Origin of the sequence: Neisseria sicca, assembly GCF_003044565.1 — a bacterium.
Lineage (GTDB): Bacteria > Pseudomonadota > Gammaproteobacteria > Burkholderiales > Neisseriaceae > Neisseria > Neisseria sicca_A.
Map to the genome: position 1 here is coordinate 95,540 of NZ_POXG01000008.1, position 25,577 is coordinate 121,116.

The following is a 25,577-nucleotide window of genomic DNA, read 5'->3' on the forward strand; positions in this document are numbered from 1 at the left end:
GGACGTTTCGGCTTTTTTGGATTCGCGACTGATGCCGGAAGTTCAGATTAAAGCCGAACGCCAGTCCGCACTAGAATAGATTGTCGATGACTTCTTTGGATTTGGAAGGAGCCTTAGGCTTCGGAGTCGGCTTAGGTGCCGGCTTGGCTGCTTCGGGTTGGCGTTGTTCGGGTTTTGCCGCAGGTTTGGATTCAGTCGGTTGTTCCGACGGAGTACGTCTGTTGCCTGTTGCGGCGGGTGTGCTGCGCGGCGTTTTTTCTTCGGTATCGGGCGTTTCGGTTACAGCGGGTTTGGCGTTTGCTTTGTTATTGGCGGGTTTATCTTCTGAGGCTTCGTCCTCAGTCGGGGTGGTGTTGCTGTTTTTGCCGTTTGATTTGTTTTTAGGCGGGATGACGGGATTGCGGGAATCGGTTTTTTCGTCGTCGTCAAGCTCGGCTTTGGCGGCAGGCTTGGTTCTGTCCTCTTCGGGAGCGCCGATGGGACGCCAGACTTCGACAGGGGTGTCTTTGGGAACGGGTTTGTTTTTAATGGCTTCGCGTTCTTGGGAGTCGTGGCTTTTGATGGTGCTGATGACGCCGATGACCAAGGCGGCAACGGCAATGATGCAGACGCCGAAAAAGGCTCTGATTAAATGTTTGGGTTTGAGTTGAAATGAGGATTTAGGGGTTTTGGACATGATAAATCGGTAAAAATGAAATCAATCGGGCGGATTGTATCGTAATAGGTCGTCTGAAACAAAATTGGGTTTCAGACGACCTCTCAGTCAAGGAACAATCCTATGGCTGCTGGGTGTAGTTTTGATACAGGGTAACGACTTTTTGTACGCCCACGGTGGTGCTGACGCGTTGGGTAACTTTTTCTTGTTCTTCAGGCGTCAGGATGCCCATCACATAAGTCACGTTGCCGTAGGTCACGATTTTGACGCGCGCCTGCGTGGTGGGTTTGAGGCCCAAAAGGGCGGTGCGGACTTTGGATGTGCCCCATGTGTCGTTGGTTACGTCGCCGAAGGTGCGTCCTTGGGGGGCGACGGTGATGTAGTTGTACACGCCTTCGGCGGCTTGTTCGGCGCGGGCGATTTGTTCGACGAATTGTTTTTCGCCTTCAGTGGGGACTTGTCCGAGCAGCAGCAGGTGGCGGTTGTAGCCGACGACGTTGAGTTTGGGGGTATAACCCTGCACTTGGTTGTTTTGGCGCAGGTAGGAGCGGGCAGTGGTTTCGACGCGCACTGCCATTACGTTGTCGTCGGTTTGCGCGCCTGTGGTGCGGCGGTCGACGGCGGATTTGGTGCCGACTGCCGCGCCGCCGAGGAGTACGCCGACACAGCCGCTGAGTGTCAGGCTGAGGAGGAGGGCGGTCAGAACGGGTGCGGTATGGCGTTTGATGTTCATATTTTTTCCTTGATGATGGGTTCGGCGGATATGTTTCAGACGACCTTTAAAAAAAGGTCGTCTGAAAAAGGCTTACATTCCTTCAAGCAACATGGAGTCGATGCAGTCGCACATGGCGTGTATCAGCAGGATATGGTTTTCCTGAATGCGGGCGGTACGCGGGTAGGGGACGTTGAGCAGTACGTCGGTGTCTTTGAGCATAGCGGCGATTTTACCGCCGTCGCGGCCGGTCATGGCGATGACGTGCATATCGCGTTCATGTGCCGCTTTGATGGCTTCGATAACGTTGGCGGAGTTGCCGGAGGTAGAGATGCCGACCAAAACGTCGCCGTCGCGTCCGAGCGCGCGCACTTGCTTGCTGAACACATGGTCAAAACCGTAGTCGTTGCCGATGGCGGTCAGCGCGGAAGTGTCCGTCGTCAGCGCGACTGCGGCAAGTTCCATCCGCTCTTTTTCAAAGCGTCCGGTCATTTCGGCGGCGAAGTGCTGCGCGTCGGCAGCCGAACCGCCGTTGCCGCAGGCTAAAATTTTGCCGTCGTTCATCAGGCATTGCAGCATCAATTCGGCTGCTTGAGCAGTCGGCTCGACCAGCACTTTTTCGGCTTCCTGCTTGGCAAGAATGCTTTCGGCGAAATGGGCGGCAACGCGCTCTTGTAAAGTCGTCATATCGTCAACCTGTAATATTCTTTATCCATTCGGGTGGGCGGTTTCCTTCTATCAGTACCGCATCGATGCGGCACGCGGTATCCGTCATGCCGTTTTGTTGCAGATAATACTCCGCAGACCGTTGCAGTTTCAATAACTTAGACGGCGAAATACTGTATGCGGCACCGCCGAAACCCTGATTTTTGCGGTATTTTACTTCAACAAACAGAATCATGTTACCGTTTTTGACAATCAAATCGATTTCGCCGTAAGCGCAGTGCCAGTTACGCGCCACGAGTTTGCAGCCTTGCGAAAGAAGAAACGCCAGCGCGCTATCTTCGCCCGCCGCCCCTTGTTTGTGGTTCAGACGCATGGAAGTTTACCCCGTATAATATCGTTATATTGTTTTCAGACGACCTGATAAAGCCATGTTTCAAAAACACCTTCAAAAAGCCGCCGACAGTATTGAAAAACGGACATTATACGTTGTCGCCACGCCCATCGGCAATTTGGCGGACATCACCCTGCGCGCGCTCGCCGTCCTGCAAAAAGCCGACATCATCTGTGCCGAAGATACGCGCGTTACCGCACAGCTTCTGAGTGCATACGGCATACAGGGCAAGCTCGTCAGCGTGCGCGAGCATAACGAACAGCAGATGGCGGACAAAATCATCAACCATCTTTCAGACGACCTCACCGTCGCACAAGTTTCTGACGCGGGTACGCCTGCGGTTTGCGATCCCGGTGCGAAACTCGCCCGCCGCGTGCGCGAGGCAGGGTTTAAAGTTGTCCCCGTTGTCGGCGCGAGCGCGATCATGGGCGCATTGAGCGTCGCAGGCGTTACCGAACCTAATTTCTATTTCAACGGTTTCCTGCCGCCGAAATCCGGCGAACGGCAGAAGTTGCTCGCCAAATGGGCGCAGGCTGATTTTCCCGTTGTGATGTTTGAAACCCCGCACCGTATCGAAGCCACCCTTGCCGACATGGCGGCTCTCTTCCCCGGACGCAGCCTGACTCTCGCCCGAGAAATCACCAAAACCTTCGAAACCTTTCTTAGCGGCTCGGTTACTGAAATTCAGGCGACCCTAAAAAATGACGGCAATCAAGCGCGCGGGGAAATGGTGCTCATCCTCCATCCTGCGCTTCGTGAAAAACACGATACCTTGCCCGAAGCCGCGCAAAACGTTATGAAAATCCTCGCCGCCGAACTGCCCACCAAACAGGCCGCCGAACTTGCCGCCAAAATTACCGGAGAAGGCAAAAAAGCCTTGTACGACTCGGCGTTGGAGTGGAAACGGGTTTCAGACGACGTTTGAGAGTAGGAGGTCGTCTGAAACAAGAGGGAAGGGCAGTTGTTGAGCCATGATTCATATTGACATCGGTCATGCGCTGAGTCACGGACTTTTGAGCAAAGAAGATTTAGATTTCTTAATTTCATTGCCCGGATGTTTGCTAACTTGCCTTGTTTTATTTTAAGCAAAATAAATAAGAAACTTTCATAAAGCTTGATGGTGAAGGTCGTCTGAAACATTCAGATAACCTTCTTTTAAAATTAAGATGGAAATATCGACAATTCAGCCGACCAATGTCTGTAATTGTATGTAATGCGTGATATAATGCGAATTCTTTGCCTTACGTTAAGGTGAAGTCAGATATAGACTCACAAAGATTAACATATTGCTTGACGTACATAGGCTTCTTGATTATATTTAGCCTCGCATTACTGTCGGGATTTCCCGTTTTTATGAAGCAGATTCTCATCTTACAAATTCTGGTTTTGACAGCGGTTGCGCTGATTAGCGCCGCATTTTCAGGTTTGGCAGGATTTTGGTCTGCTGTTGCAGGTGGGTTTTCCTACCTTGTCCCTTCCGCTTTCGCAGTTTTACTTTTAAAACTTTCCAAACGTAATCCTTTGTATCATGGTAAGGCTTTCATTATTGGGGAAGTTTTAAAAGTAGTGCTGTCGCTGGTGATGATGCTTGCCGTATTTATGGTTTGGCATCAGTCTTTGATATTCTTTCCGTTCTTGTTCGGATTGCTCGGTGTCAGCCATTTGGTTTTTTTAGTATCGTTGAGAGTGAAGCATTATGGCAGGTGACAAAATTACTGCTACTGATTACATCACGCACCACTTGCAAAGTTTAACCAGCCTTTCCGATGTAGCTAAAGGACAGGGCTTGGACAATATTGCTGATTTTTCTTTTATTAATATCGATGCAATATTTTTCTCTGTATTGTTGGGCGTAATCGGCAGTTTCCTACTTTTGCGTGGAGCCAAGAAGGCGACAGCAGGTGTACCCGGTCGTTTTCAGGCTGCTGTCGAGATTTTGTTTGAATTTGTGGATGATATGTGTAAAAGCATTATTCACAACGAACAATCCCGAAAAGCCATTGCTCCGTTGGGCTTGACCCTGTTCGTATGGATTTTCCTGATGAATGCCATGGATATGCTGCCGGTGGATTTGTTCCCGTGGCTGTGGCAAAACATTATTACAGGTAACCATCATGCATTGCTGCGCATTGTGCCGACTGCAGATTTGAATACTACTTTGGCGTTGGCTATCGGTGTCTTGGTAATTTGTATTTATTACAATATTAAAATCAAAGGTGTTCGTGGTTGGATTCATGAGTTGTTCAGCGCTCCGTTTGGCGCCAAACTTGCTCCCGCCAACTTTCTTTTGAATCTTGTTGAATTCCTTTCTAAAACAGTTTCTCACGGTATGCGGTTGTTCGGTAATATGTATGCCGGTGAGCTGGTGTTCCTCCTGATTGCTTTGCTGGGTGGTGCTTGGGCATCATCTGGAAGCGTTGAAGTGTTGGATCCGATTCTGTTTGGTTTCCACATCCTTGCCGGATTGGCATGGGCAATTTTCCATATTTTGGTGATTACCCTGCAGGCATTTATCTTTATGGCCTTGGCGTTTGTCTATATCGGACAAGCTCATGATGCACATTAATTATTAGGTAGTTTTTCATTAACTTTCTTTGTTTTCTCAAGGAGTAAAAAATGGGTTTGGTAGCAATTGCATGTGGTTTGATCGTAGCATTGGGTGCATTGGGTGCCTCTATCGGTATCGCAATGGTTGGTTCCAAATATTTGGAGTCTTCTGCGCGTCAACCTGAATTGATTGGTCCGCTGCAAACTAAATTGTTCCTGATCGCTGGTCTAATTGATGCTGCATTCCTGATTGGTGTGGCTATTGCGCTGTTGTTCGCCTTCGTTAAACCATTTGGTGCATAATCAAACGGCGTGTTCCGTCTAGGTACAGACTTTGGTCTGTTTAGACTTTGGTCTGTTTGATTAACACTAGTACGAAGGTTAACTAACGTGAATATTAATGCAACCTTATTCGCTCAAATCATCGTCTTTTTCGGTTTGGTTTGGTTTACCATGAAATTTGTGTGGCCGCCGATCGCAAAAGCATTAGATGAGCGTGCCGCAAAAATTGCCGAAGGCTTGGCTGCTGCCGAGCGCGGTAAGAGCGATTTTGAACAGGCAGAGAAGAAAGTTGCAGAACTCTTGGCTGAAGGGCGTAACCAAGTTTCCGAAATGGTAGCTAACGCCGAAAAACGTGCCGCCAAAATCGTAGAAGAAGCGAAAGAACAAGCTTCTGTCGAGGCGGTGCGGATTACAGCACAAGCTAAAGCCGATGCGCAGCAAGAAATGAATCGTGCACGCGAAGTTTTGCGTGAACAAGTTGCTGCGTTGGCAGTTAAAGGTGCCGAGTCTATTTTGCGCAGTGAAGTTGATACTTCCAAACATGCGCAGTTGCTCAGTGCCTTAAAACAGGAGCTGTAATCTTATGGCTGAGTTCGCAACGATTGCCAGACCTTATGCGAAAGCATTATTCAATCTGGCGCAGGAAAAAAACCAAATTGAGTCTTGGTTGGGCGGACTGGAAGAATTAGCCGCGGTTGTTCAAAATGAGAAAGTCATTTCTTTGATTGAGCGACCTGAAACAAATACTTCTGAAAAGGTAAATGTGCTTGCCGAACTCGTTGAGTTAAAAAGTGATGAATTGAAAAATTTCATTACTGTTTTGGCAGAGCAAAAACGTTTGCCCGTATTGCCTGAAGTCTATGCTCAATATCAAGCTTTAACCTTGTCATTCAATCATACTAAGTCTGCTGTAATTTACAGCGCTTATCCATTGACTGAAGATCAACTGGCTGAGTTGGCTGAAATATTGAAAAAACGCTTTGACAGTGAGTTGCAAATTACAACTGAAGTTGCGCCTGAGTTAATCGGCGGTGTCAAAGTTGAAGTGGGTGACCAGGTCTTGGATTTGTCGGTGCAGGGTAAATTGAATGCCCTGTATGCGACTATGACAAATTAGGAGAGTTTTCATGCAGCTTAATCCTGCTGAAATTAGCGATTTGATTAAAGCTAAAATTGAAAATCTGTCTGGAAATACAGAAGTACGTACCCGTGGTACGGTTATTTCTGTAACAGACGGTATTGTTCGTATTCATGGCTTGTCAGACGCAATGCAAGGTGAGATGCTCGAATTCCCGGGTAACACTTTCGGTTTGGCGATGAACTTGGAGCGTGACTCCGTCGGCGCCGTAGTGTTGGGTGAATACGAACATATTAAAGAAGGCGACACAGTTACTTGTACCGGTCGTATTTTGGAAGTACCTGTCGGTCGTGAATTGGTTGGTCGCGTTGTAGATGCACTGGGTCGTCCGATTGATGGCAAAGGTCCGATCAACACATTTTCTACTGCACCCATTGAAAAAATTGCACCAGGTGTGATTGCCCGTAAATCGGTTGACCAGCCTATGCAAACTGGTCTGAAGGCCATTGACTCAATGGTTCCGATTGGTCGCGGTCAACGTGAGCTGATCATTGGTGACCGTCAAACAGGTAAAACAGCCGTAGCATTGGATGCTATTGTTAACCAAAAAGGTACAGGCGTTATTTGTATTTATGTCGCAATCGGTCAAAAAGCATCTTCTATTGCTAACGTAGTACGCAAATTGGAAGAGCATGGTGCAATGGAACACACGATTGTGGTTGCTGCGACTGCTTCTGAGGCTGCCGCTCTGCAATATATCGCACCTTATGCAGGTTGTACTATGGGCGAGTTCTTCCGCGACCGCGGTGAAGACGCATTGATCGTATATGATGACTTGTCCAAACAAGCTGTTGCTTACCGTCAAATTTCCCTGTTGCTGCGCCGCCCACCCGGACGCGAAGCATATCCTGGCGACGTTTTCTATCTGCACTCCCGCTTGTTGGAACGTGCGGCTCGTGTAAATGAACACGAAGTTGAAAAACTGACTAATGGCGAAGTGATAGGTAAAACAGGCTCTTTGACTGCATTGCCGATTATTGAAACCCAAGCCGGTGACGTATCTGCATTCGTACCGACAAACGTGATTTCGATTACCGACGGTCAAATTTTCTTGGAAACTGACTTGTTTAACGCTGGTATCCGTCCTGCGATTAATGCCGGTATTTCGGTATCGCGCGTAGGTGGTGCAGCGCAAACTAAAGTAATTAAAAAATTGGGTGGCGGTATCCGTTTGGCACTCGCTCAATATCGTGAGTTGGCAGCCTTCTCGCAATTTGCTTCCGATTTGGATGAAGCTACACGCAAACAGCTGCAACACGGTGAAGTGGTTACTGAATTGATGAAACAAAAACAATTCAGCACTTTGGATACAGCCGAAATGGCTTTGACTTTGTGGGCCATTAATAATGGTTCTTACGAAGATGTACCAGTACCCAAGGCATTGGCTTTCGAAGCGGAATTTTTGAGCTTTGTACGCACTCAGCATCCTGGTGTTTTAGAAGCAATCAACGCATCAGGTGCGATGTCCGATGAAAGTGAAAAAACATTGACTGAAGCCATGAATTCTTTCAAATCTTCTTATGCTTACCAAGCCTAAGAGCTGAAATGAAAGGAGTCTGAAATGGCAGTCGGAAAAGAGATTCTCACCAAAATCCGTAGTGTTCAAAATACCCAAAAGATCACTAAAGCGATGCAAATGGTGTCAACCTCTAAAATGCGGAAGACTCAGGAACGGATGCGCTTAGCGCGTCCGTATGCCGAAAAAGTGCGGACAGTTATGAGTCATTTGGCGCAAACCAATGAAGATCATGGTATTAAATTATTGGCACCTCATCGTGAAACACGTCGGGTGGGTTTCATTTTAATCACCTCTGATAAAGGTCTTTGCGGTGGTTTGAACGCGAATGTTTTGAAGAAATTTTTAGCGCAAGTCCAAGAATACCAAGAGCAGGGCATTGAAGTTGATGTTGTCTGTTTAGGTAGTAAAGGCTTAGCCGCTTGTCAAAGCATCGGTTTGAACGTTATTGCCAGTGCGATTAATTTGGGGGATACCCCAAAAATGGAATTGCTGCTTGGTCCATTGACTGAAATCTTCCAACGTTACGAGAAGCATGAGTTAGATAAAATACATTTGGTATATTCGCGTTTTGTTAATACCATGCGTCAAGAACCACGGTTGGAGGTTCTGCTGCCGATCGGCGAAAATGTGATAGAAGACGAGAATAACTATTCTTCATTCAGTTGGGAATATCGTTATGAACCAAGTCCTATCGCTGTGTTGGAATATCTGGTTCGCCGCTATTTAGAGTCTGTGGTTTATCAAGCATTGAGTGACAATATGGCATCAGAGCAAGCTGCGCGTATGGTGGCGATGAAAGCGGCCACCGACAATGCAGGCAATGCCATTAAAGAGTTGCGTTTGGTATATAACAAATCGCGTCAAGCTGCGATTACCACGGAATTGTCAGAAATTGTAGCAGGTGCAGCGGCAGTTTAATGTCGTCTGAAACCTGAACAGGAAATTAGGATACGATAATGAGCCAAGGCAAAATCGTACAAATTATTGGTGCGGTAGTTGACGTGGAGTTTCCGCGCGATGCCATTCCGCATGTTTACGACGCCCTGAAATTGGATGCGAACGGCCTGACTTTGGAAGTACAACAGCTTCTGGGCGACGGCGTGGTTCGTACTATTGCAATGGGTAGTTCGGACGGTCTGAAACGCGGCATGACTGTAAGCAATACAGGTGCGCCGATTACTGTGCCAGTAGGTAAAGGTACTTTGGGACGTATTGTCGATGTGTTGGGTACACCTGTTGATGAAGCAGGTCCGATTGATACCGACAAACACCGTGCCATCCATCAGACAGCTCCGAAATTTGATGAGTTGTCCGCTACTACCGAGCTGCTGGAAACCGGCATTAAAGTGATTGACTTGCTGTGTCCGTTTGCCAAAGGCGGTAAAGTAGGTCTGTTCGGTGGTGCCGGCGTAGGTAAAACCGTAAACATGATGGAATTGATTAACAACATCGCCAAAGCCCATAGCGGTTTGTCCGTGTTCGCCGGTGTGGGGGAACGTACCCGTGAAGGTAACGACTTCTACCATGAGATGAAAGATTCCAACGTATTGGACAAAGTGGCGATGGTTTACGGTCAGATGAACGAACCTCCGGGTAACCGTCTGCGTGTAGCCTTGACCGGTTTGACTATGGCCGAATACTTCCGTGATGAAAAAGACGAAAGCGGCAAAGGTCGCGACGTATTGTTCTTCGTGGACAACATTTACCGTTACACTCTGGCCGGTACAGAAGTATCCGCATTGCTCGGTCGTATGCCTTCAGCGGTGGGTTACCAACCGACATTGGCTGAAGAAATGGGTCGTCTGCAAGAGCGTATTACCTCTACCCAAACAGGTTCCATTACTTCCATCCAAGCCGTATATGTACCTGCGGATGACTTGACTGACCCGTCTCCTGCAACGACATTTGCCCACTTGGACGCTACCGTCGTATTGAGCCGTGATATTGCATCTTTGGGTATTTACCCTGCAGTTGACCCGCTTGACTCTACTTCACGCCAACTGGATCCGATGGTATTGGGTCAAGAGCACTATGACGTAGCCCGCGGCGTACAATCTACTCTGCAAAAATACAAAGAATTGCGCGATATTATCGCCATTCTGGGTATGGACGAATTGTCAGACGAAGATAAACTGACCGTGATGCGCGCGCGTAAGATCCAACGCTTCCTGTCGCAACCGTTCCACGTTGCCGAAGTATTTACCGGCTCTCCCGGCAAATATGTATCGCTGCGTGACACCATTGCCGGCTTTAAAGCTATCTTGAACGGTGAATACGACCATCTGCCTGAACAAGCTTTCTACATGGTAGGCGGTATCGAAGAAGCGGTCGAGAAAGCGAAAACCTTAAACTAAGGAGGTCGGCATGAGCATCATGCGAGTTGAAGTGGTAAGTAGCGAGCAGAACATCTATTCAGGCGAAGCCAGTTTTGTAGTGGTTCCGACTGTTCAAGGTGAGCTCGGTATTTATCCGCGACACGAGCCGATTATGAGTTTGGTACGTCCCGGTGCATTGCGTTTGACCGTGCCGGGCGAAGCCGAAGAAGTTCTTGTTGCCGTTTCCGGTGGAGTGCTGGAAGTGCAGCCCAACCAACTTACTGTGTTGGCGGATGTTGCCGTACGCAGTTCCGAGATGGATCGGGAGCGCGCGGAAGCTGCCAAGAAGGCGGCGGAAACAGGCATTTCTCAAGCCAAAGACGATAAATCGCTGGCTGAAGCGCACAAAGCCTTAGCCGCAGCGATTGCCCAGCTCAAAACCTTGGATTATCTTCGTTCGCACAAAAACAAATAAGCAGTTTTGTTTTACAAAAAGCACGGTTGATTACCGTGCTTTTTTATTTTTGGGATTGGCTGAGCGTATAGATGATCAAGGGAAAGATAGAAGCAGGTCGTCTGAAAACCATGCTCAAGGTTTGATGCCATGGAGGCTGCGTTTTCAGACGACCTTTTCATCGCTATTGCTTCACAGGTTTCAAAGTCGGCAAAACCGTATCCCAAATCGCCAGCACTTCGGCTTCGCTGCGCTTCGTCCCGTCTTTCTTCTCCGCGCCGAACTGTATCATGATACGCGGATCACCGCCGTCACGCTCCCAAAAGAACATATATGTGTTGCCGCCCCATTTCACCAATTTTTCCTCGCCGGACATGCCGTTGATGGTGCGTTTTCCTTGGCGGATGGTGTGCGTTAGGGCTTTAACCATTACACCCTTATCTAAATTAACCTTGCGTTTCAACAGCGTCGGCTCACCTGCTTTCAACACGTCACCATGCATGATTTCCAGACTCATATCATGTTGCTTGGCAAATTCGACGGTGCTATGAACTTCAAACGGTTTTTTACCGTCATCGGCGATAAAACCGCCTATCAAGCAGATGCCGTGTTTATTTGGCACTTCAAATTCCTGTCTTGTTTTCAAACCGCTGAGAATTTCTTGGCGGAATTTTTTCTCTATGGTGTTGATCGCTTCTTTTTCTTGGGCTTTCCAGTTGGCAGGAGCTTTGCCGTTTTCGGCGGGGATATAGAAAAAACTGCGTACGATATAAGCGTCATCATTATCCAGCTTGAAATATAAGTCGGCTTCGTAGGGCATACCGTCCTTCCCGATAATATTTTCCCAATGGAATCCCCCGCGCGTTACCTGCATCATCGCCCGATCCGGAATCAGAGTGCGGGTATCGACGACAATATCGGTTCCATCATACCCACTATGTTTGAACCTCTTGATAGTCCTAACGTTTCTATTCCAATCATTAAACATGACCATCACGCTCCAGCCGTTGTAACCAAGATGCGTACTGCCATGACGGCGTTTGGATGGCAGGCGCAATTGATAGCGGCCGCTGCAATAGGGCTGTTCTGTCCAGTAGGCGGTGTCGATGGCGGTTTTGGTAACGGTTGGCGAAGTTTCTGCCGATGGGGACGCGGTAGGCGTGCAGGCTGCGACGGCAAGGATCAGGGATAATGTAGTCAGACGGATGGTCATGGATAAGCTCCGTGATTGAATAGGGGTCGTCTGAAAGTATAGTTTGATTCAGACGACCTTTGTCATAAAACGGACTTGGCGGTATTTATTGAATATGGGTGGAAATCTGAGGTGTGTTTGGGCGTGCTTGAGGTTTGGGATGGCTTTTGCTGCCTGATGGTTTGAGACAAGTCTGTGTTTATGTCGAACTATTTTTTCTTCTTTATTGTCTTTCCCAAGGTATCGTCTTTTGTTACGGCTTTATTTGCAAAAATTGTTAATATCCGAAAATTTAATTATACTCATAAAGTATTAGTGCTTTTGGTTTATAATCTATTGTTGTAGATTCACTTTTTAGTCTGAATCTGCCAATGCCCGATTGAAGACCGTTATGTAAAAAATGGCAGCGATGCGTATTTCGATTGCTGTTTTTCTCGGTGGATTTAAATAAACAGGCAAGGCAGGAGCTTGGCGTTTTATTTCAATCCGCTCAAAACAACAGAGAGAATTTATGGACACAACCAAACCTACTCCTCGTTCCGAACAACAAGCGAACCGCCGCTATCTGACCGTGTGGCGGTGGCATTTTTATTTCGGACTTCTGGTCGCCCCCTTTCTGACACTGCTTGCCATCACAGGGTTGGGAATGCTGCTATTCGCCAACATTACCGGCAAAGAGGGTGAGCGTATACACGTTACCCCGCAGGCGCAGGTGCAGCCTTTGTCGGCGCAGGCGGAAGCGGCGCGGCAGTCTGTGAACCCTGAAACCGCTTCGGTGGTGCAATATATCGCGCCGCGCGCCGACGATATGGTTGCCGTGTTCCGCGTGAACAACGACGACAAAGCGACCATGGTCGCCGTCGATCCTTACACGGCGAAAGTCGTCAGTTCCATGCCGCGCAATGAGGGCTGGTATCACACGATGGACGGAATCCACGGCGATATGATGCTCGGCACGGTGGGCGATTATCTGATAGAAACCGCCGCGTCGCTGACCATCCTGATGATGATTACGGGGATTTATTTGTGGTGGGCGAAACAGCGCAGCCTGAAATCCATGCTTGTGCCGCAAACGGGCAAAGGACGCTCGTGGTGGCGTAGCATGCACGGCGCATTCGGCACTTGGGTTTCTTTGATTTTATTGTTGTTCTGCCTGTCGGGTGTTGCTTGGGCGGGCATTTGGGGCGGTAAGTTCGTTCAGTCGTGGAGCCAATTCCCCGCCGGCAAATGGGGGGTCGAACCGAACCCCGTATCCGTCGTGCCGACCCACGGCGATGTGTTGAACGACGGCAAAACCAAAGAAGTACCGTGGATTCTGGAACTCACGCCCATGCCTGTTTCCGGTACGACGAAGGGCGAAAACGGCATCAATCTGAGCGAACCGATGACTTTGGAAACGGTTGACCGCTTCGCCCGCGAAATCGGTTTCAAAGGCCGCTACCAGCTCAACCTGCCCAAAGGAGAAACGGGCGTGTGGACGCTGTCGCAGGATTCGATGAGCTACGACATGATCAGCCCGACCGCCGACCGCACGGTGCACATCGACCAATACAGCGGCAAAATCCTGGCCGACATCCGTTTCGACGATTACAACTTCTTCGGCAAATTCATGGCGGCCAGCATCGCGCTGCACATGGGGACGCTGGGCTGGTGGAGCGTGTTGGCGAACGTTTTGTTCTGCTTGGCGGTCATCTTCATCTGCGTCAGCGGCTGCGTGATGTGGTGGAAACGCCGCCCTGCCAAAGCGGGCGGACTGGTTCCTCCGGCGCAGAAAATCGAGCTGCCGGTATGGTGGGCAATGGCTGTGCCGCTGTTGATTGTGGCGGTATTGTTCCCGACCGCCATCGCCGCCATCGCTGTGATTTGGATTTTAGATACGGCTTTGCTGTCGCGGATTCCGGCGCTGTCGCGGTGGTTCAAATAAACTATAGTGGATTAACTTTAAATCAGGACAAGGCGACGAAGCCGCAGACAGTACAGATAGTACGGCAAGGCGAGGCAACGCCGTACTGGTTTAAAGTTAATCCACTATAAACGCTTATGGCGCGTGGCAAACGATAAACCGTCAGGCTTGATTTGCCAAAGCTAAAAGGTCGTCTGAAAACCAAATTAGGTTTTCAGACGACCTTTTTTGACGATTAACTGCAAATACTTGAATCGGTCAGAAGCTGAGGGGAGATAATCTACACCGGTTCCTTAATTATTTTTTGGGTTGTATGAAATGCTCCGCTTCCTTCAAGATTTCAGGTTTCACGATTCCCTGCAAATCCTTAGTGGGGATAGTAAACTCAGGTCTGCCTAAAACATATGCACCGATTTCGTAACTTTGATACAGGAAAGTCAAACCGTTTTTATCGAAACGCCAGTTTTCCGTAGCGGAAAATTTGTCACTATTGTATCCACTAATGTAATTACGTGCTTCTTCTTCGGTGTCACCACTATTTTCCTTCAGGTATTTGACATAGGCTTCTTCAAGCAGGTGTGTCAGTTTTCCTTCTTGATTGGGTAATAAGATGTCGTTCAATTGAAGAGGCTTTGGATTAGCAATGCCGCGCTTCAATACTGTCAGCGTGTGCACGCCGTATCCGTGCGGGCCACAATTGTATTCCCAGTCTTCTTTTCCGAAAACGGCATAATTGGGCGTATAGCCTTCCAGTTCCAACGTATCTATATAGTCCAAAGCACAAGGATACTCACCGGCTTTGTGGAGTTTTTGGTTTTCCTTATTGGTCTCCTTTACGTCTTTGTCGCGTATTAAGGTCGTCTGAACCGATTTCTGCGTAGGCAGTTTGCCCCCCATTTGTTTTCTGACCCAGTTATCCAAATGCTTGTCGCCCGTAATCGGATAGCCGACGGTAAGTTGATGGCAAAGGGGTTTGCCATCTCTGTCTTTACCGTCACAGGATTTGGCTTCCAAGGTTTTGGATTGAAACGATAAAGGGGCAGCCTGAACATTTGCAGAGAAAACGAGGGACAGTGCTGCGGCAGCAAGCGTTTTGCGGAACATATCAACACCTATTAGGATTTGGATTTAATCAGCGGGAAGCCCAATGCTTCTCGGCTTTCGACGTATTTTTGCGCCACGATACGGCTGAGGGCGCGGATGCGGCCGATGTAGGTGGCGCGTTCGGTCACGGAAATGGCGCCGCATGCGTCTAAGAGGTTGAAGGTGTGTCCGGCTTTGAGGACCAGCTCGTAGGCGGGCAGGGCAAGGCTGGCGTTTTCTTCGGCGAGCAGGCGTTTGGCTTGCGCTTCGTAGTCGTTGAACTGGCGCAGCAGCCAGTCGGCATCACTGTATTCGAAGTTGTAGGTGGATTGTTCGACTTCGTTTTGGTGGTACACGTCGCCGTAGGTGACGGTGTTGCCGTCCAGCGTTTTTGCCCAAACGAGGTCATAGACGTTTTCTACGCCTTGCAGGTACATCGCCAAGCGTTCGATGCCGTAGGTGATTTCGCCGAGTACGGGGGTGCAGTCAATGCCGCCAACTTGTTGGAAGTAGGTGAACTGAGTTACTTCCATGCCGTTGAGCCAGACTTCCCAGCCCAAGCCCCATGCGCCGAGGGTGGGGTTTTCCCAGTCGTCTTCGACGAAGCGGATGTCGTGGACTTTGGGGTCGATGCCCAATTCGCGCAGGGAATCGAGATAGAGGTCTTGGATATTGGCGGGCGCGGGTTTGAGGGCGACTTGGAATTGGTAATAGTGTTGCAGGCGGTTGGGGTTGTCGCCATAGCGGCCGTCTTTGGGGCGGCGGCTGGGTTGGACGTAGGCGGCAAACCAAGGCTCGGGGCCGAGCGCGCGCAGGCAGGTGGCAGGGTGGGAAGTACCGGCGCCGACTTCCATGTCGAAAGGTTGGATGACGGTGCAGCCTTTGTCTGCCCAGAATGTTTGCAGTTTGAAGATGATTTGTTGGAAGGTGAGCATGGCTTATGTTTCGGATTGGGATAAAAGGGGGATTTTACTGTTTTGACAGTGTTTTGGGTAGGTGTACAGGCAGATGGAATGGCGGGTCGGCGGTGTGATTTGACTGTCAATAAATGCGGAAACATGCCACAATGCCGTTATCCTGTTGTCTGTTTTAATCTGTTTTGATTGAATTTGAGGAGTCGCCCATGACCCCGATTTTGGCTTTCGATATTGAAACCGTGCCTGATGTGAACGGCATCCGCCTGTTGTACGATCTGCCTGCTTCTTTGCCGGACGACGAGGTGGTCTTGTTCGCCCAGCAGAAACGCCGTGCCCAAAACGGCTCTGACTTTATGCAGCACCACCTGCACCAAGTGGTCGCCATTTCCTGCTGTATGCGCTGGGGGCAGGACAAAATACACGTCGGCACCATAGGCGAAATGCACGACAGCGAAGAGGAAATGATCGCCAAGTTTTTCGACCTTATCGAAAGCCATACGCCGCAATTGGTGAGCTGGAACGGCGGCGGCTTCGACCTGCCCGTCCTGCATTACCGCGCGCTGATACACGGTATTGCGGCGGCGCGTTATTGGGATATGGGCGAGGGCGATTTTGGCGACAGCCGCGATTTCAAGTGGAACAACTACATCAGCCGCTATCACAACCGCCATTGCGACCTGATGGACTTGCTCGCTCTGTACCAGCCGCGTGCCAATGTGCCGCTGGACGATATGGCGAAACTTTGCGGTTTCCCCGGCAAATTGGGCATGGACGGCAGCAAAGTTTGGGAGGCGTTCCACGTAGGTCGTCTGAAAGACATCCGCGATTATTGCGAAACCGATGCGGCAAACACTTATTTGATGTTCCTGCGCTTTCGCCTGATGAGCGGCGCTTTGGATGCGGACGAGTATGAAGTGGAAGTCAAACGGCTGAAGCATTACCTGACCGGACAGGCCCAGGACAAGCAGCATTGGAACGAGTTTGTCGCCGCGTGGCGTTGAGCTTCAGACTTGGAAAGTCTATCGTTCCTGTCCACTATAAAGGTCGTCTGAAAAGCGGAATCCGGTATGGACTTCTGTTTTCAGACGACCTTTTGGTTTTAGCGTTGCTTCTGAAAGCAAACCGCGTCATCGGAATATCGATAATGGTTGCAATGCGTTTTTAGACGACCTCAAGCTGTCACCAACGGTAGCGTCGTGCGGATTGGTTCTAAAGTTTTTATGGCGGCATTTCTTAATCTTTAGAAACGCTGATGGTGTGTTTGACGTGTTTTAAATTCGCCACGATGGTAAACGTCATCATCACCAGCAAAGCCCACGAACTCCATTTGCTGATATGCACCGATGCCCATGCGCCGATTTGGTTGGGATAACGCCAAACGCCGAACAAAGTCCCCAAATTTTCCGCCAGCCAAATGAAAAAACCGATCAGGACGAAAGACAGCAGCAGCGGCATTTTCCGGGTGGTGTCATAGGGCGTGTATAAAACAGTTGTCCGCGCATAAAGCCCGAGTGCAAAGGCGGCGAGATACCAGCGGTAGTCGCCGAGATAGTGATGGGTGAAAAAATTGACGTAAATTGCCAGCGCGCACAATGTGCTCAACCAATACGGCGGATGGCTTTTGATTTTGATATTAAAGAGCCGCCAAGCCTGAATGATGTAGCTGCCGACCGCCGCATACATAAAGCCCGCAAACAGCGGCACACCGCCGATTTTGGTATACGCCTCGTCCGGATAGCTCCAAGATTGGATGTCGCCCGATGTCTTGAACCACTCCAAAGCAAAGCCCACTAAGTGAAACAGCGTAATCGATTTTACTTCATCCCACGTTTCCAGCTTGAAATACAACATCGCAGCCTGTACGGAGACTGCAAAAACCAGCAGCAGGTCATAGCGTGAAATCCCCAGCCAGCCTGTTTTCGGAATCAGGAACATGGCAATGAAAAACAGACCTGCAAATAAACAGGCGCGTGCTTCTTTCAGTCCGAAAAACCAAAATTCGACCGCAAAACGCCGCCAACCGAGCAAATCATGCCGTTTCGGGTGTTCCATCAGCCAAGTATCCAGTTTGCCCAACATATTTTCAGACGACCTTCGGGTTTACAAAGTGACGGAATATAACGGAAATGGGAAAGGGATGGGATATGGTATGACGAACGGCAATGTCGTGAGATAGGGCGATGAGGGGTCGTCTGAAAGCGTGTGCGATGTTTGGCATTTTTTGAGCGATAGGATGGGGTAGAACAATGAGCCTGCGGTTTGCCGATTATAGTGGATTAAATTTAAACCAGTACGGCGTTGCCTCGCCTTGCCGTACTATTTGTACTGTCTACGGCTTCGTCGCCTTGTCCTGATTTAAAGTTAATCCACTATATTTGAGTGAGGGAGGGGGCTGAGTTTTAGGGCAGGTTCGGAATAGGGAGTATCGCACAGTTTGAAACAGCAAACAGCTTTTGCGAATGGCGCGTCCTAGCGTTTTCAGACGACCTCCCCGCCTTCCGCCACCTTCTTAGGACTCTAAAATTTCTGCTAAAATCAAACGCCTTATCCCTTTCAGACGACATCGCCATGCAAGCACATACATTGGTCTGGTTCCGCCGCAACCTGCGCATACGCGACAACGCCGCGTTGTCCGCCGCCGTGAAACGGGGATTGCCTGTGGCAGGCGTGTGGGTGGCGCAGGGGTCGTCTGAAATCCCCAATCCGCATCAGGATTGGTTTCATTATCAGGCGGCTGCGGCTTTACATGGCTCTCTGGCGGCGCGCGGCGTGGCTTTGTATGCGGTGAACCGTGTGGAAGAATTGCAGGCTTTGGCGACGCAGTTGAATGTTCAGACCGTAATTGCCGACGAAGCCTATACGTCGTCTGAAATCGAGCAAGATAACCGCATTTGGCGGATTTTGGATGGACAAAGCGTTGCGTTCGAGCGCGTTAACGACCGTGCCGTATTTGCCAAGGCAGACATCATGGGCAGCCACGGCGCACCTTACACCGATTTCCCACATTATAAAGAAGCGTGGCTGGCTTTGTTTCGTCAGCGGTTCGGCGGGCAGGATGCAGTTTGCCGTCAAACCGAAATTTTTCAGACGACCTCAGCCGAAATGCCGCCGCTTCCAGCGTGGAACGGGCAACAGGATATGGTTTCCGCGCAGCGCGGCGGCGAAGATGAAGCGGATAAACAATGGCAGAAGTTTGAAGAAAATATCGAGTTTTATCCGATTATGAAGGATTTCCCCGCCAGAAAAGGCACCGGCCGCTTGAGCGCGTATCTGAGCGCGGGCTGCATTTCGCCGCGCGTGTTAGCGGTCGAGGCAGCAGGGCAGGGCGCAGATGCGTGGTTGGATAACTTGATACGGCGCGATTTCTATCAGCAGCTTGCTTATCACCGCGCCCGCATCGAGCCTGAATCCGATGCCGAATCTGCACCGTTTTCAGACGACCTGACGGAATGTTGGCGGCAGGGGAAAACAGGCTTCCCGCTTATCGATGCCGCCATGCGCAGCCTGAAATCGAGCGGCTGGCTGCATCCCGCCTTGCGCTCCCTAACAGCGGAATTTTTGTGCGGCATCCTGCATCAACCGTCCGAACACGGCATCGTTTGGTTTGCCGCGCAGCAAACCGATTTTGACCCCGCGTTGAACGAGGGCAACTGGCAAACCGCCGCCCGCAACGCCCGCAGGCGTTCTATCGACATTATCCAAACCGCCCGCCGGCTCGACCCCGACGGCACATTCGTCCGCCGCTATATCCCCGAGTTGGCGCATCTGCCCGCCAACCTCGTTCATACCCCGTGGCTCGCCTCGTCTGAAATTGACGCACACGGCTATCCACCACCCATTGTTGCGCCATAACGTAAACCAAGCATCTGATACGGCTGCGGGTTTCTCATCACACAACATCTTTAAGCGTAAAAATAGCTTGAAGAAGTCTGCCCTTGAAGCGCTTTTCTCCTTAAATCTCCTATCCTCAAACTTAAAACCGTCCCATTGTGGACGGTTAATTAATTTTTGAAATGAGCAAGTCAGGTTGCCTTAAGAGGTCGTCTGAAAATTGTTTTGTTTATAGTGGATTAAAATTGCAATGATACGGCGTTGCCAACGCCCTTATGTACTACCCGTACACGGCGGGCGTTGTCGCCTTGTCTCATTTTTATTTTAATCCACTATATTTTTTCTAGAGCGGGTTAATTTTAAAACCGGTCGGGTGTTGTCCTGTCTTGATTCGGTATGAAGTTAATTTGTCATAAATATTTGAATGGAAATGGCTTTATTCATTATTTTAAAAAATCGATTAGCACTCAAACTATCGTAAATTTGCCTGTTTTATAGCCCTTTTGATAAGCGGTATGAATTTGATATTTAACGGTAGTTACTAATTTATTTATTTTTTGATATGATGAGTAAATTTTTTAAAAAGGTAAAAACTATGAAAGGTATTATCAGGCTGGGAGATTCAACTACTCATGGAGGCGTTGTGGTTCAAGCGTCTTCGGATATGGTCATTGAAGGAAAGCCTGCCGCTCTGGTAGGCGATTTGGTTTCTTGCCCCATACCCGGGCATGGAACCAATCCGATTATCGAAGGCAGTCAATATATGTCGTTTAAGGGGCGTGATGTTGCTGTGGACGGTTGTAAAACTGCATGCGGCTGCGCTTTGATCAGCAGTATGCCGACTGTCGGAAGCGACTAGGGGAAGGGAATCTGCAAGGAGCTAAAGTGCCAGATTGTCGGAAATAAGATACAAAATTGAATAATCCTTTTAGTGTCGCAGGTTTTTAGGGGCGCATACCTGATTCGGGGCAGGTTTGGTAAACAGCCTTTCATCTCAATAATTCAAAAGTTCTGGTATTCAGAATACAGATTAAGTTTTTAGATTTTAAGTTTATTTTTCGGAAGTTATTATGAAGCCAATTTTTACTGGCATAGTGGTTATTATTCTAAGCATCGTCAGTGCAGTCTTACTCTACTTTTTAGGTCATAAATTCGGAATCGATACATCTGCAGCCAAAGCGGTTGTTTGGGCATGTATCACAGTAGTGACCTCGTTGATATTCTTTATCCCTCTGTTGACACGAATGCTTTGGTCAGGCGTGTCCGATAGACATTCTAATTTGAAGCATCTGAATCCCGAAGATTTAAGCGGTGACAGTGCGGAATCTACCCATTTAATCGGTGTGACGGAACGCTGGGAGCAGTTGAGACATATCCACTTGCTGACCAAGCAATATAAAAAACACCGTAAGCCTTGGATTTTTGTGGTCACCCAAGATACTGCCTTGCTGGAAGCCTCTTTGCCGGATATCCGCCGTCAGTTGTGGGTGGAAACCGCATCGGCTATTTGGATTGATGCACAAGCCATGGAGCCTGCAGGCGGTTGGCAATATCTGAGGGGTGTGGGTAAACGTCCAGCCGAAGGCATTGTCTCTCTTCAAGCAAAATCCTCAATTCACGAAAATGCTGCGCAATTGACCGAGTTAATGAAGAAACTCGGATGGAAGCTGCCGATTAATCAGGTGTATCTGACCAATGAAACCGATGAAATGCCATCAGCCATCAGCCATGCTTTGAAATATGGTTCGACTGTATCGGCAACGGAGTTGGCGAAAGAATTGGATCAGTTTGCCAACCAGTTGGCAGCATTGGGTACGCAGCTGATTGAGGAAGATTTGCGCCAAACACCTATTGCGAAACTGTCTGCTACGTTGCCTGCCCACAGTCAAACTTTGGCGGATCATATTGCTGCTGAAAAACGGAGTTTGGGAAAACTGGATACAGTTGCCGGCGTTTCGTTTATTCAAACCAATAATCCTGAACAATCAGGAGATTTGATTTACCGTGCGTTTAACGACCTGTCTGTTTTGGGTTCAGGTAAGAAACTGCATTTGTCCAAAACGGAAAAAACCTATTTGGCAATGAGTGCCGTAGCTTTGCTGATCGGTAGTGTGTTCGCTGTGGGGGCGCACAGCAGTTATCAAGATATAGGTCGTCTGAATGCTGATTTGGAAAGCATTCAGAAGGCAAAATCACGCTCGGAAAAAGTTGCTGCATTAGTCAAACTGCAACAGAGTATTACTGAAATGGAATCCGGCAGGGATTTCTTGCAATATACAGCCAAGTTCTTGGGCTATGAACATAGAAAAGAGTTGTTGGCTGCCGCGTATCGTAAATACGGTATTTTGGTTAAAGATGTCGTCAGCCGCCCAGCTACCGTATTCTTCGCGAATAAGTTAGATGGTTTGACTATGCTAGAAGGGCAGATTCCGGACGACTTCGCGCTGCAAGACAGTTCTTATCAGGACTTGAAAGCATATTTGATGCTGACGTCTCATGTAGAGAAAACCAAAGACAAAAAAGATGCTGAATTCCTGACGAAAAAACTGGTGGAAATGTTGTCAGCACAGAATGTTTCTACCAAAGATGCACAAATTTTGGCTCAATTCTTTGTACCTCGCATGGCTACTCATTCCGGTTGGCTTGAAACCGAGCAACCTGAATTGGTATCACGAAGCCGTCAGATTCTGGTGGATTGGATCAACCGCGACCAAGGCAGTGAACAGTTATACAAACGCATCGTACAAGGTACGGATGCCAAGCTGAAAACCATTACATTGGCAGAGCTGTTGAATAAGGATTTGAAAGGCATTTGGACTGTCGGCAAACCTTTGCCTCGCGTGTATACGGTCGAAGGCTGGGAAAAACACGTCAAGCCTGCTTTGGATCAAGCTGTTAAAGACAGCAAGAATACTGACTGGGTGTTGGGTGGAAACCTGCATCAGGCACCGGTAACGGAAGCTGCCATCAACAGTCTGAAAGAGCGTTATTTCAAAGAATATGCTGCGGCTTGGTATGACATGATGAACAGTATTACATGGCAGCCAAGAACGACCAATTTGGATGCGGTCAATCAGTTCCACGTTTATGCAGATCCTCAGCGTTCCCCATTGGTGGCATTATTCCATGCTGTAAAAGAAAGCAGCCAATTGGACAGCAAAAAAATTGACGTAAATCCGGCGGTTGCCGATGCTGCAAAACGTGCGGCGGCAAGACAGCTGTCTTCCCGCTCGCGTAGAGTTGCCGATACGGTATTAAATTCACAGGCTGAAAACATCAACGCCCTGGAAGGTAAAGTCAATGATTATCTGGCAGGACCGTTGGAAGCAGAATTTGAAAACCTGCTGCAATTGATTGACGCACAAATCAATCCGAAGAGCGATTTGAGCCTGCAGCGCTACCTTGAGCGAGTGACGACCATTAAACAACGCTTGATTCAAATGGCGTCTTCTTCCGATACCGGTGGCGTAGCCAGATCGGCCGTACAAGGTGTTTTGAATGGCGGAGACAATGAATTTCTTGAAGGTATGCAGTATGCACGTTTGATTGAGGCTGGTGTGGGCGACAGATTGCTGCCGTTTGCGCGCAACGTTTTTGTCTTGCCATTTAATTCCGTATGGGATTCGATTGCAGGCGTAGCCCAAAAAGATATCAATAATCTGTGGGCAAGCAATTTTGTTAATCCTATGCAGTCCGAATTGGGTGGTAGATATCCGTTTGCCAAATCAGAAACAGAAGTTTCGATTCCCGTATTGGCAAAATACTTGGATATCAACAAAGGTGCATTGAATCAGTTTGTAACGACTCAATTGGCAGGCGTTTTGACCAAACAAGGCAATCAATGGATCGTCGCGCCGGGAAGCGAATTGAAAGTCAATTCTGGACTGTTGCAACAGTTGAATAAATTGAGTGCGATTTCTGAGGATTTCTTCGTTAACGGAGAAGGTGGTTACAGCTTTGAGCTTAAGCCGACATCTACTCAGGGAATTGTTCAGTTCGACTTGGTTGTTGATGGTCAATCATTGAATTATTTCAACCAACAGACAGAATGGAAGCCATTTAAATGGCCGGGCGATGTCAGCAATGCCGGTTTGCGTATTTCTTGGGAAACCGAGGCAGAAGGTATGCGTAAAACTCAGGAAATCAGCGGACGTTTCGGTTTCATCCGTATGCTTGAAAAATCTAGGGTTACACCGATTGATGGAAGTACCTATCTGGTCGAGTTCCCATTGGAAAAAGACAAATTGATGCGCTTCTATATGCGAACCAATTCCGGTAAGGGACCGTTGGGACTGTTGGATCTGAAAAATATCCATCTGCCGAATAAGATTTTTGAGGTTAAATAATGATGACATTACCCCAATGGGTAAAGCCGATACTCGGTGATGAAGGTACATCTATCACCGATAACAATATCCATCGCTGGCAAGAATGGTTGGAGCCTGTTTCAGACAACCATCCTTGTGGCGAGGATGTCGCCTATGCAGATGATTTTGAAGCCATCAAAATTGAGTTGGCCAAACTTTCGGGTATGGATTACCGATTGATTTTGGATGCTTCAGAACGCCTGCTGAAGCGTGAATCTAAAGACCTGAGGGTGGCAACCTATTACATTTTTGCCTCGCTGAGAGACAGAGGTTTGGCAGGTTTTTCAGACGGCTTGGAGATTTTGTGCGGGTTGCTGCAAAAATTCGATCAGTCGCTGTGGCCGAAAAAACCGGTACAAAAACGTAATGCATTAAATTGGTTGTCCGGTGAAAGGGTGTTGGATACGCTTAAAGAAGTAGGATTATCCGATTCTACGGAGCTTAAGCGGACATTATCGGCTTTGATGTTGTTGCAAAATTACTTTGAGGGATGGGAAGAGGCAGTACGCCCCAGCTTATTTCCATTGTTGCAATATTTTGAAGAGTCATCTGTTCGTTTTTCATCTTCTCCAACAAGTTCAAGTCAAAATCAGGAGACCAGTGCGCCTGTTGAGCAAGTGGCAACGCCACAAATTCATCAAGAGAGTCGAGGGTCGTCTGAAAGTCTGACTGTCACAAAGGTTAACTCTTCTAAAGCCTTGCTTGACCAAGTCAGGATTAACGCTGCCTACTTGAGGGAGCAGGATGATGGTTATTGGTCTGCAAATAAGATGATTCGGGCCGTCCGTTGGGGTGGATTAAACGGCATTCCTCCGCATCAAAACGGTCAGACGCGGTTGAAGGCTCCGAGGGCAGATTTATTGGCAAACTTGAATCGTTTGGTTCAGGAGCAGCAATGGCGCGATTTGCTCGATAAAGTGGAAGCGGCTTTTTTGGAAGGTGCTAATCACTATTGGCTGGATTTGCAATATTACGCATGGCAAGGTCAGCAGGCATTAGGTGGTTTATATCTTTCCCAAGTTGATTCTTCGCTATTTGAGTTGAAATCCTTATTGACCCGATGCGAAGGCCTGACCGGTTTAAGTTTTGATAACGGATTCCCGTTTGTATCGGCCGATACGCTTAAGTGGCTGGAACAAAAAGTCATGTCGTCTACGCGCAAGCAGACGAATAGCCAAGCCATTCAAAAGGCAGTGTTAGAACCGTCATCTCAGGAGGAAAACCAAGAAAGTTACTGGCAACAGGCGCTGTTGAAAACGCAAGAATACGGTTTAGACGCTGCATTTGCTTGGTTGGAAACATTACCAGAGTGGCAGGCGGGTTCGGGGCAGGTTAAGAAATGGTTGATGATGGCTCGGTTGGCTGTAAACGCCCAAAAAGCGGAATGGGCTGTGAAACTGTTGGAGCAAGCTTCGAAGCAGATGCAAGTGTTGACAGTTAAAGAGTGGGACAAACATTTTACGTTTGAAGTGTATTCCCTTTGGTATCAACTATTAAGTGAAAACCTTGATAATAAAGATATTGAGGCTGTCAAACAGCTCGAATTTTTACGGACAGAATTGATGCAGGCGGATGTTGTCCGTGCATTGGAATTAATTTATTAAG

Annotated in this window: 24 protein-coding genes; 16 read left to right on the forward strand and 8 right to left on the reverse strand. The window is 48.5% G+C overall.

What is annotated here, in order from left to right; all coding sequences use genetic code 11:
• Positions 1 to 70: 70 nt before the first annotated feature.
• From DBZ16_RS13145 to DBZ16_RS13160, 4 genes are all read right to left on the reverse strand, one after another.
• On the reverse strand, positions 71 to 676 hold the full coding sequence (locus DBZ16_RS13145; protein ID WP_107814308.1) for a ribonuclease E: 606 nt from the start codon (positions 674 to 676) through the stop codon (positions 71 to 73).
• Between the two features lie 100 nt (positions 677 to 776).
• On the reverse strand, positions 777 to 1,388 hold the full coding sequence (locus tag DBZ16_RS13150; RefSeq protein ID WP_107814309.1) for a BON domain-containing protein: 612 nt from the start codon (positions 1,386 to 1,388) through the stop codon (positions 777 to 779).
• 72 nt (positions 1,389 to 1,460) lie between these two features.
• Positions 1,461 to 2,054: a phosphoheptose isomerase gene (locus tag DBZ16_RS13155; RefSeq protein WP_107814310.1), complete on the reverse strand. Its 594-nt coding sequence runs from the start codon at positions 2,052 to 2,054 to the stop codon at positions 1,461 to 1,463.
• 4 nt (positions 2,055 to 2,058) lie between these two features.
• A complete protein-coding gene (locus DBZ16_RS13160; RefSeq protein ID WP_070497169.1) occupies positions 2,059 to 2,406 on the reverse strand; it encodes a YraN family protein in 348 nt (115 codons plus the stop codon).
• A gap of 55 nt (positions 2,407 to 2,461) precedes the next feature.
• On the opposite strand from DBZ16_RS13160, the gene rsmI reads away from it, so the two are divergent.
• From rsmI to DBZ16_RS13210, 10 genes are all read left to right on the forward strand, one after another.
• The gene (gene rsmI, locus DBZ16_RS13165; RefSeq protein ID WP_107814311.1) at positions 2,462 to 3,349 is read left to right on the forward strand and encodes a 16S rRNA (cytidine(1402)-2'-O)-methyltransferase; all 888 of its coding nucleotides are present in this window, start codon (positions 2,462 to 2,464) and stop codon (positions 3,347 to 3,349) included.
• Positions 3,350 to 3,777: 428 nt separating this feature from the next.
• On the forward strand, positions 3,778 to 4,131 hold the full coding sequence (locus tag DBZ16_RS13170) for an ATP synthase subunit I (RefSeq protein ID WP_070497397.1): 354 nt from the start codon (positions 3,778 to 3,780) through the stop codon (positions 4,129 to 4,131).
• Positions 4,121 to 4,990: a F0F1 ATP synthase subunit A gene (gene atpB, locus DBZ16_RS13175; RefSeq protein WP_107814312.1), complete on the forward strand. Its 870-nt coding sequence runs from the start codon at positions 4,121 to 4,123 to the stop codon at positions 4,988 to 4,990. The genes DBZ16_RS13170 and atpB overlap by 11 nt, the downstream gene beginning before the upstream one ends.
• Before the next feature lie 50 nt (positions 4,991 to 5,040).
• Positions 5,041 to 5,274, forward strand: a complete 234-nt coding sequence (gene atpE, locus DBZ16_RS13180; RefSeq protein ID WP_003760443.1) for a F0F1 ATP synthase subunit C — start codon at positions 5,041 to 5,043, stop codon at positions 5,272 to 5,274.
• 87 nt (positions 5,275 to 5,361) lie between these two features.
• The gene (locus tag DBZ16_RS13185; RefSeq protein WP_019270018.1) at positions 5,362 to 5,832 is read left to right on the forward strand and encodes a F0F1 ATP synthase subunit B; all 471 of its coding nucleotides are present in this window, start codon (positions 5,362 to 5,364) and stop codon (positions 5,830 to 5,832) included.
• A gap of 4 nt (positions 5,833 to 5,836) precedes the next feature.
• Complete coding sequence (locus DBZ16_RS13190; RefSeq protein ID WP_107814313.1) at positions 5,837 to 6,370, forward strand: F0F1 ATP synthase subunit delta; 534 nt, start codon at positions 5,837 to 5,839, stop codon at positions 6,368 to 6,370.
• Between the two features lie 10 nt (positions 6,371 to 6,380).
• Entirely contained in the window at positions 6,381 to 7,928 is a 1,548-nt protein-coding gene (gene atpA / locus DBZ16_RS13195) for a F0F1 ATP synthase subunit alpha (protein ID WP_107814314.1), read from the forward strand.
• Between the two features lie 24 nt (positions 7,929 to 7,952).
• Entirely contained in the window at positions 7,953 to 8,828 is an 876-nt protein-coding gene (atpG, locus tag DBZ16_RS13200; RefSeq protein ID WP_107814315.1) for a F0F1 ATP synthase subunit gamma, read from the forward strand.
• 38 nt (positions 8,829 to 8,866) lie between these two features.
• On the forward strand, positions 8,867 to 10,264 hold the full coding sequence (atpD, locus tag DBZ16_RS13205; RefSeq protein ID WP_049228626.1) for a F0F1 ATP synthase subunit beta: 1,398 nt from the start codon (positions 8,867 to 8,869) through the stop codon (positions 10,262 to 10,264).
• Between the two features lie 10 nt (positions 10,265 to 10,274).
• Positions 10,275 to 10,700, forward strand: a complete 426-nt coding sequence (locus DBZ16_RS13210) for a F0F1 ATP synthase subunit epsilon (RefSeq protein WP_003741652.1) — start codon at positions 10,275 to 10,277, stop codon at positions 10,698 to 10,700.
• 163 nt (positions 10,701 to 10,863) lie between these two features.
• Here DBZ16_RS13210 and DBZ16_RS13215 read toward each other — a convergent pair whose 3' ends face one another.
• Positions 10,864 to 11,892 carry a T6SS immunity protein Tli4 family protein gene (locus DBZ16_RS13215; protein ID WP_107814316.1) on the reverse strand — a complete coding sequence of 343 codons (1,029 nt, stop codon included), beginning with the start codon at positions 11,890 to 11,892 and terminating at the stop codon, positions 10,864 to 10,866.
• A 490-nt stretch (positions 11,893 to 12,382) separates the two neighbouring features.
• Between DBZ16_RS13215 and DBZ16_RS13220 the strand changes: the two genes are divergently transcribed.
• Entirely contained in the window at positions 12,383 to 13,795 is a 1,413-nt protein-coding gene (locus DBZ16_RS13220; protein ID WP_107814317.1) for a PepSY-associated TM helix domain-containing protein, read from the forward strand.
• 276 nt (positions 13,796 to 14,071) lie between these two features.
• On the opposite strand, the gene DBZ16_RS13225 is transcribed toward DBZ16_RS13220, so the two are convergent.
• Together DBZ16_RS13225 and glyQ are read right to left on the reverse strand one after the other, a co-directional pair.
• On the reverse strand, positions 14,072 to 14,878 hold the full coding sequence (locus tag DBZ16_RS13225; protein ID WP_107814318.1) for an RsiV family protein: 807 nt from the start codon (positions 14,876 to 14,878) through the stop codon (positions 14,072 to 14,074).
• 11 nt (positions 14,879 to 14,889) lie between these two features.
• Entirely contained in the window at positions 14,890 to 15,792 is a 903-nt protein-coding gene (glyQ, locus tag DBZ16_RS13230; RefSeq protein WP_107814319.1) for a glycine--tRNA ligase subunit alpha, read from the reverse strand.
• A gap of 188 nt (positions 15,793 to 15,980) precedes the next feature.
• Between glyQ and DBZ16_RS13235 the strand changes: the two genes are divergently transcribed.
• A complete protein-coding gene (locus tag DBZ16_RS13235) occupies positions 15,981 to 16,775 on the forward strand; it encodes a 3'-5' exonuclease (RefSeq protein WP_070514352.1) in 795 nt (264 codons plus the stop codon).
• 232 nt (positions 16,776 to 17,007) lie between these two features.
• Here DBZ16_RS13235 and DBZ16_RS13240 read toward each other — a convergent pair whose 3' ends face one another.
• The gene (locus tag DBZ16_RS13240; RefSeq protein WP_107814320.1) at positions 17,008 to 17,853 is read right to left on the reverse strand and encodes a DUF817 domain-containing protein; all 846 of its coding nucleotides are present in this window, start codon (positions 17,851 to 17,853) and stop codon (positions 17,008 to 17,010) included.
• 489 nt (positions 17,854 to 18,342) lie between these two features.
• Here DBZ16_RS13240 and DBZ16_RS13245 point away from each other — a divergent pair, with 489 nt between their 5' ends.
• From DBZ16_RS13245 to tssA, 4 genes are all read left to right on the forward strand, one after another.
• Positions 18,343 to 19,626: an FAD-binding domain-containing protein gene (locus tag DBZ16_RS13245; protein WP_107814321.1), complete on the forward strand. Its 1,284-nt coding sequence runs from the start codon at positions 18,343 to 18,345 to the stop codon at positions 19,624 to 19,626.
• Between the two features lie 574 nt (positions 19,627 to 20,200).
• A complete protein-coding gene (locus DBZ16_RS13250; RefSeq protein ID WP_049231213.1) occupies positions 20,201 to 20,464 on the forward strand; it encodes a PAAR domain-containing protein in 264 nt (87 codons plus the stop codon).
• Between the two features lie 211 nt (positions 20,465 to 20,675).
• Positions 20,676 to 23,951: an ImcF-related family protein gene (locus DBZ16_RS13255; RefSeq protein WP_107814323.1), complete on the forward strand. Its 3,276-nt coding sequence runs from the start codon at positions 20,676 to 20,678 to the stop codon at positions 23,949 to 23,951.
• Positions 23,951 to 25,576, forward strand: coding sequence for a type VI secretion system protein TssA (gene tssA, locus DBZ16_RS13260; RefSeq protein ID WP_107814324.1), 1,626 nt, complete (start codon positions 23,951 to 23,953; stop codon positions 25,574 to 25,576). The genes DBZ16_RS13255 and tssA overlap by 1 nt, the downstream gene beginning before the upstream one ends.
• The last annotated feature ends 1 nt before the right edge of the window (position 25,577 follow it).

Coding starts and splice junctions, on each gene's coding strand:
- DBZ16_RS13145 (WP_107814308.1), bottom strand. CDS start 676: ATGTCCAAAACCCCTAAATCCTCATTTCAACTCAAACCCAAACATTTA.
- DBZ16_RS13150 (WP_107814309.1), bottom strand. CDS start 1,388: ATGAACATCAAACGCCATACCGCACCCGTTCTGACCGCCCTCCTCCTC.
- DBZ16_RS13155 (WP_107814310.1), bottom strand. CDS start 2,054: ATGACGACTTTACAAGAGCGCGTTGCCGCCCATTTCGCCGAAAGCATT.
- DBZ16_RS13160 (WP_070497169.1), bottom strand. CDS start 2,406: ATGCGTCTGAACCACAAACAAGGGGCGGCGGGCGAAGATAGCGCGCTG.
- rsmI (WP_107814311.1), top strand. CDS start 2,462: ATGTTTCAAAAACACCTTCAAAAAGCCGCCGACAGTATTGAAAAACGG.
- DBZ16_RS13170 (WP_070497397.1), top strand. CDS start 3,778: ATGAAGCAGATTCTCATCTTACAAATTCTGGTTTTGACAGCGGTTGCG.
- atpB (WP_107814312.1), top strand. CDS start 4,121: ATGGCAGGTGACAAAATTACTGCTACTGATTACATCACGCACCACTTG.
- atpE (WP_003760443.1), top strand. CDS start 5,041: ATGGGTTTGGTAGCAATTGCATGTGGTTTGATCGTAGCATTGGGTGCA.
- DBZ16_RS13190 (WP_107814313.1), top strand. CDS start 5,837: ATGGCTGAGTTCGCAACGATTGCCAGACCTTATGCGAAAGCATTATTC.
- atpA (WP_107814314.1), top strand. CDS start 6,381: ATGCAGCTTAATCCTGCTGAAATTAGCGATTTGATTAAAGCTAAAATT.
- atpG (WP_107814315.1), top strand. CDS start 7,953: ATGGCAGTCGGAAAAGAGATTCTCACCAAAATCCGTAGTGTTCAAAAT.
- atpD (WP_049228626.1), top strand. CDS start 8,867: ATGAGCCAAGGCAAAATCGTACAAATTATTGGTGCGGTAGTTGACGTG.
- DBZ16_RS13210 (WP_003741652.1), top strand. CDS start 10,275: ATGAGCATCATGCGAGTTGAAGTGGTAAGTAGCGAGCAGAACATCTAT.
- DBZ16_RS13215 (WP_107814316.1), bottom strand. CDS start 11,892: ATGACCATCCGTCTGACTACATTATCCCTGATCCTTGCCGTCGCAGCC.
- DBZ16_RS13220 (WP_107814317.1), top strand. CDS start 12,383: ATGGACACAACCAAACCTACTCCTCGTTCCGAACAACAAGCGAACCGC.
- DBZ16_RS13225 (WP_107814318.1), bottom strand. CDS start 14,878: ATGTTCCGCAAAACGCTTGCTGCCGCAGCACTGTCCCTCGTTTTCTCT.
- glyQ (WP_107814319.1), bottom strand. CDS start 15,792: ATGCTCACCTTCCAACAAATCATCTTCAAACTGCAAACATTCTGGGCA.
- DBZ16_RS13235 (WP_070514352.1), top strand. CDS start 15,981: ATGACCCCGATTTTGGCTTTCGATATTGAAACCGTGCCTGATGTGAAC.
- DBZ16_RS13240 (WP_107814320.1), bottom strand. CDS start 17,853: ATGTTGGGCAAACTGGATACTTGGCTGATGGAACACCCGAAACGGCAT.
- DBZ16_RS13245 (WP_107814321.1), top strand. CDS start 18,343: ATGCAAGCACATACATTGGTCTGGTTCCGCCGCAACCTGCGCATACGC.
- DBZ16_RS13250 (WP_049231213.1), top strand. CDS start 20,201: ATGAAAGGTATTATCAGGCTGGGAGATTCAACTACTCATGGAGGCGTT.
- DBZ16_RS13255 (WP_107814323.1), top strand. CDS start 20,676: ATGAAGCCAATTTTTACTGGCATAGTGGTTATTATTCTAAGCATCGTC.
- tssA (WP_107814324.1), top strand. CDS start 23,951: ATGATGACATTACCCCAATGGGTAAAGCCGATACTCGGTGATGAAGGT.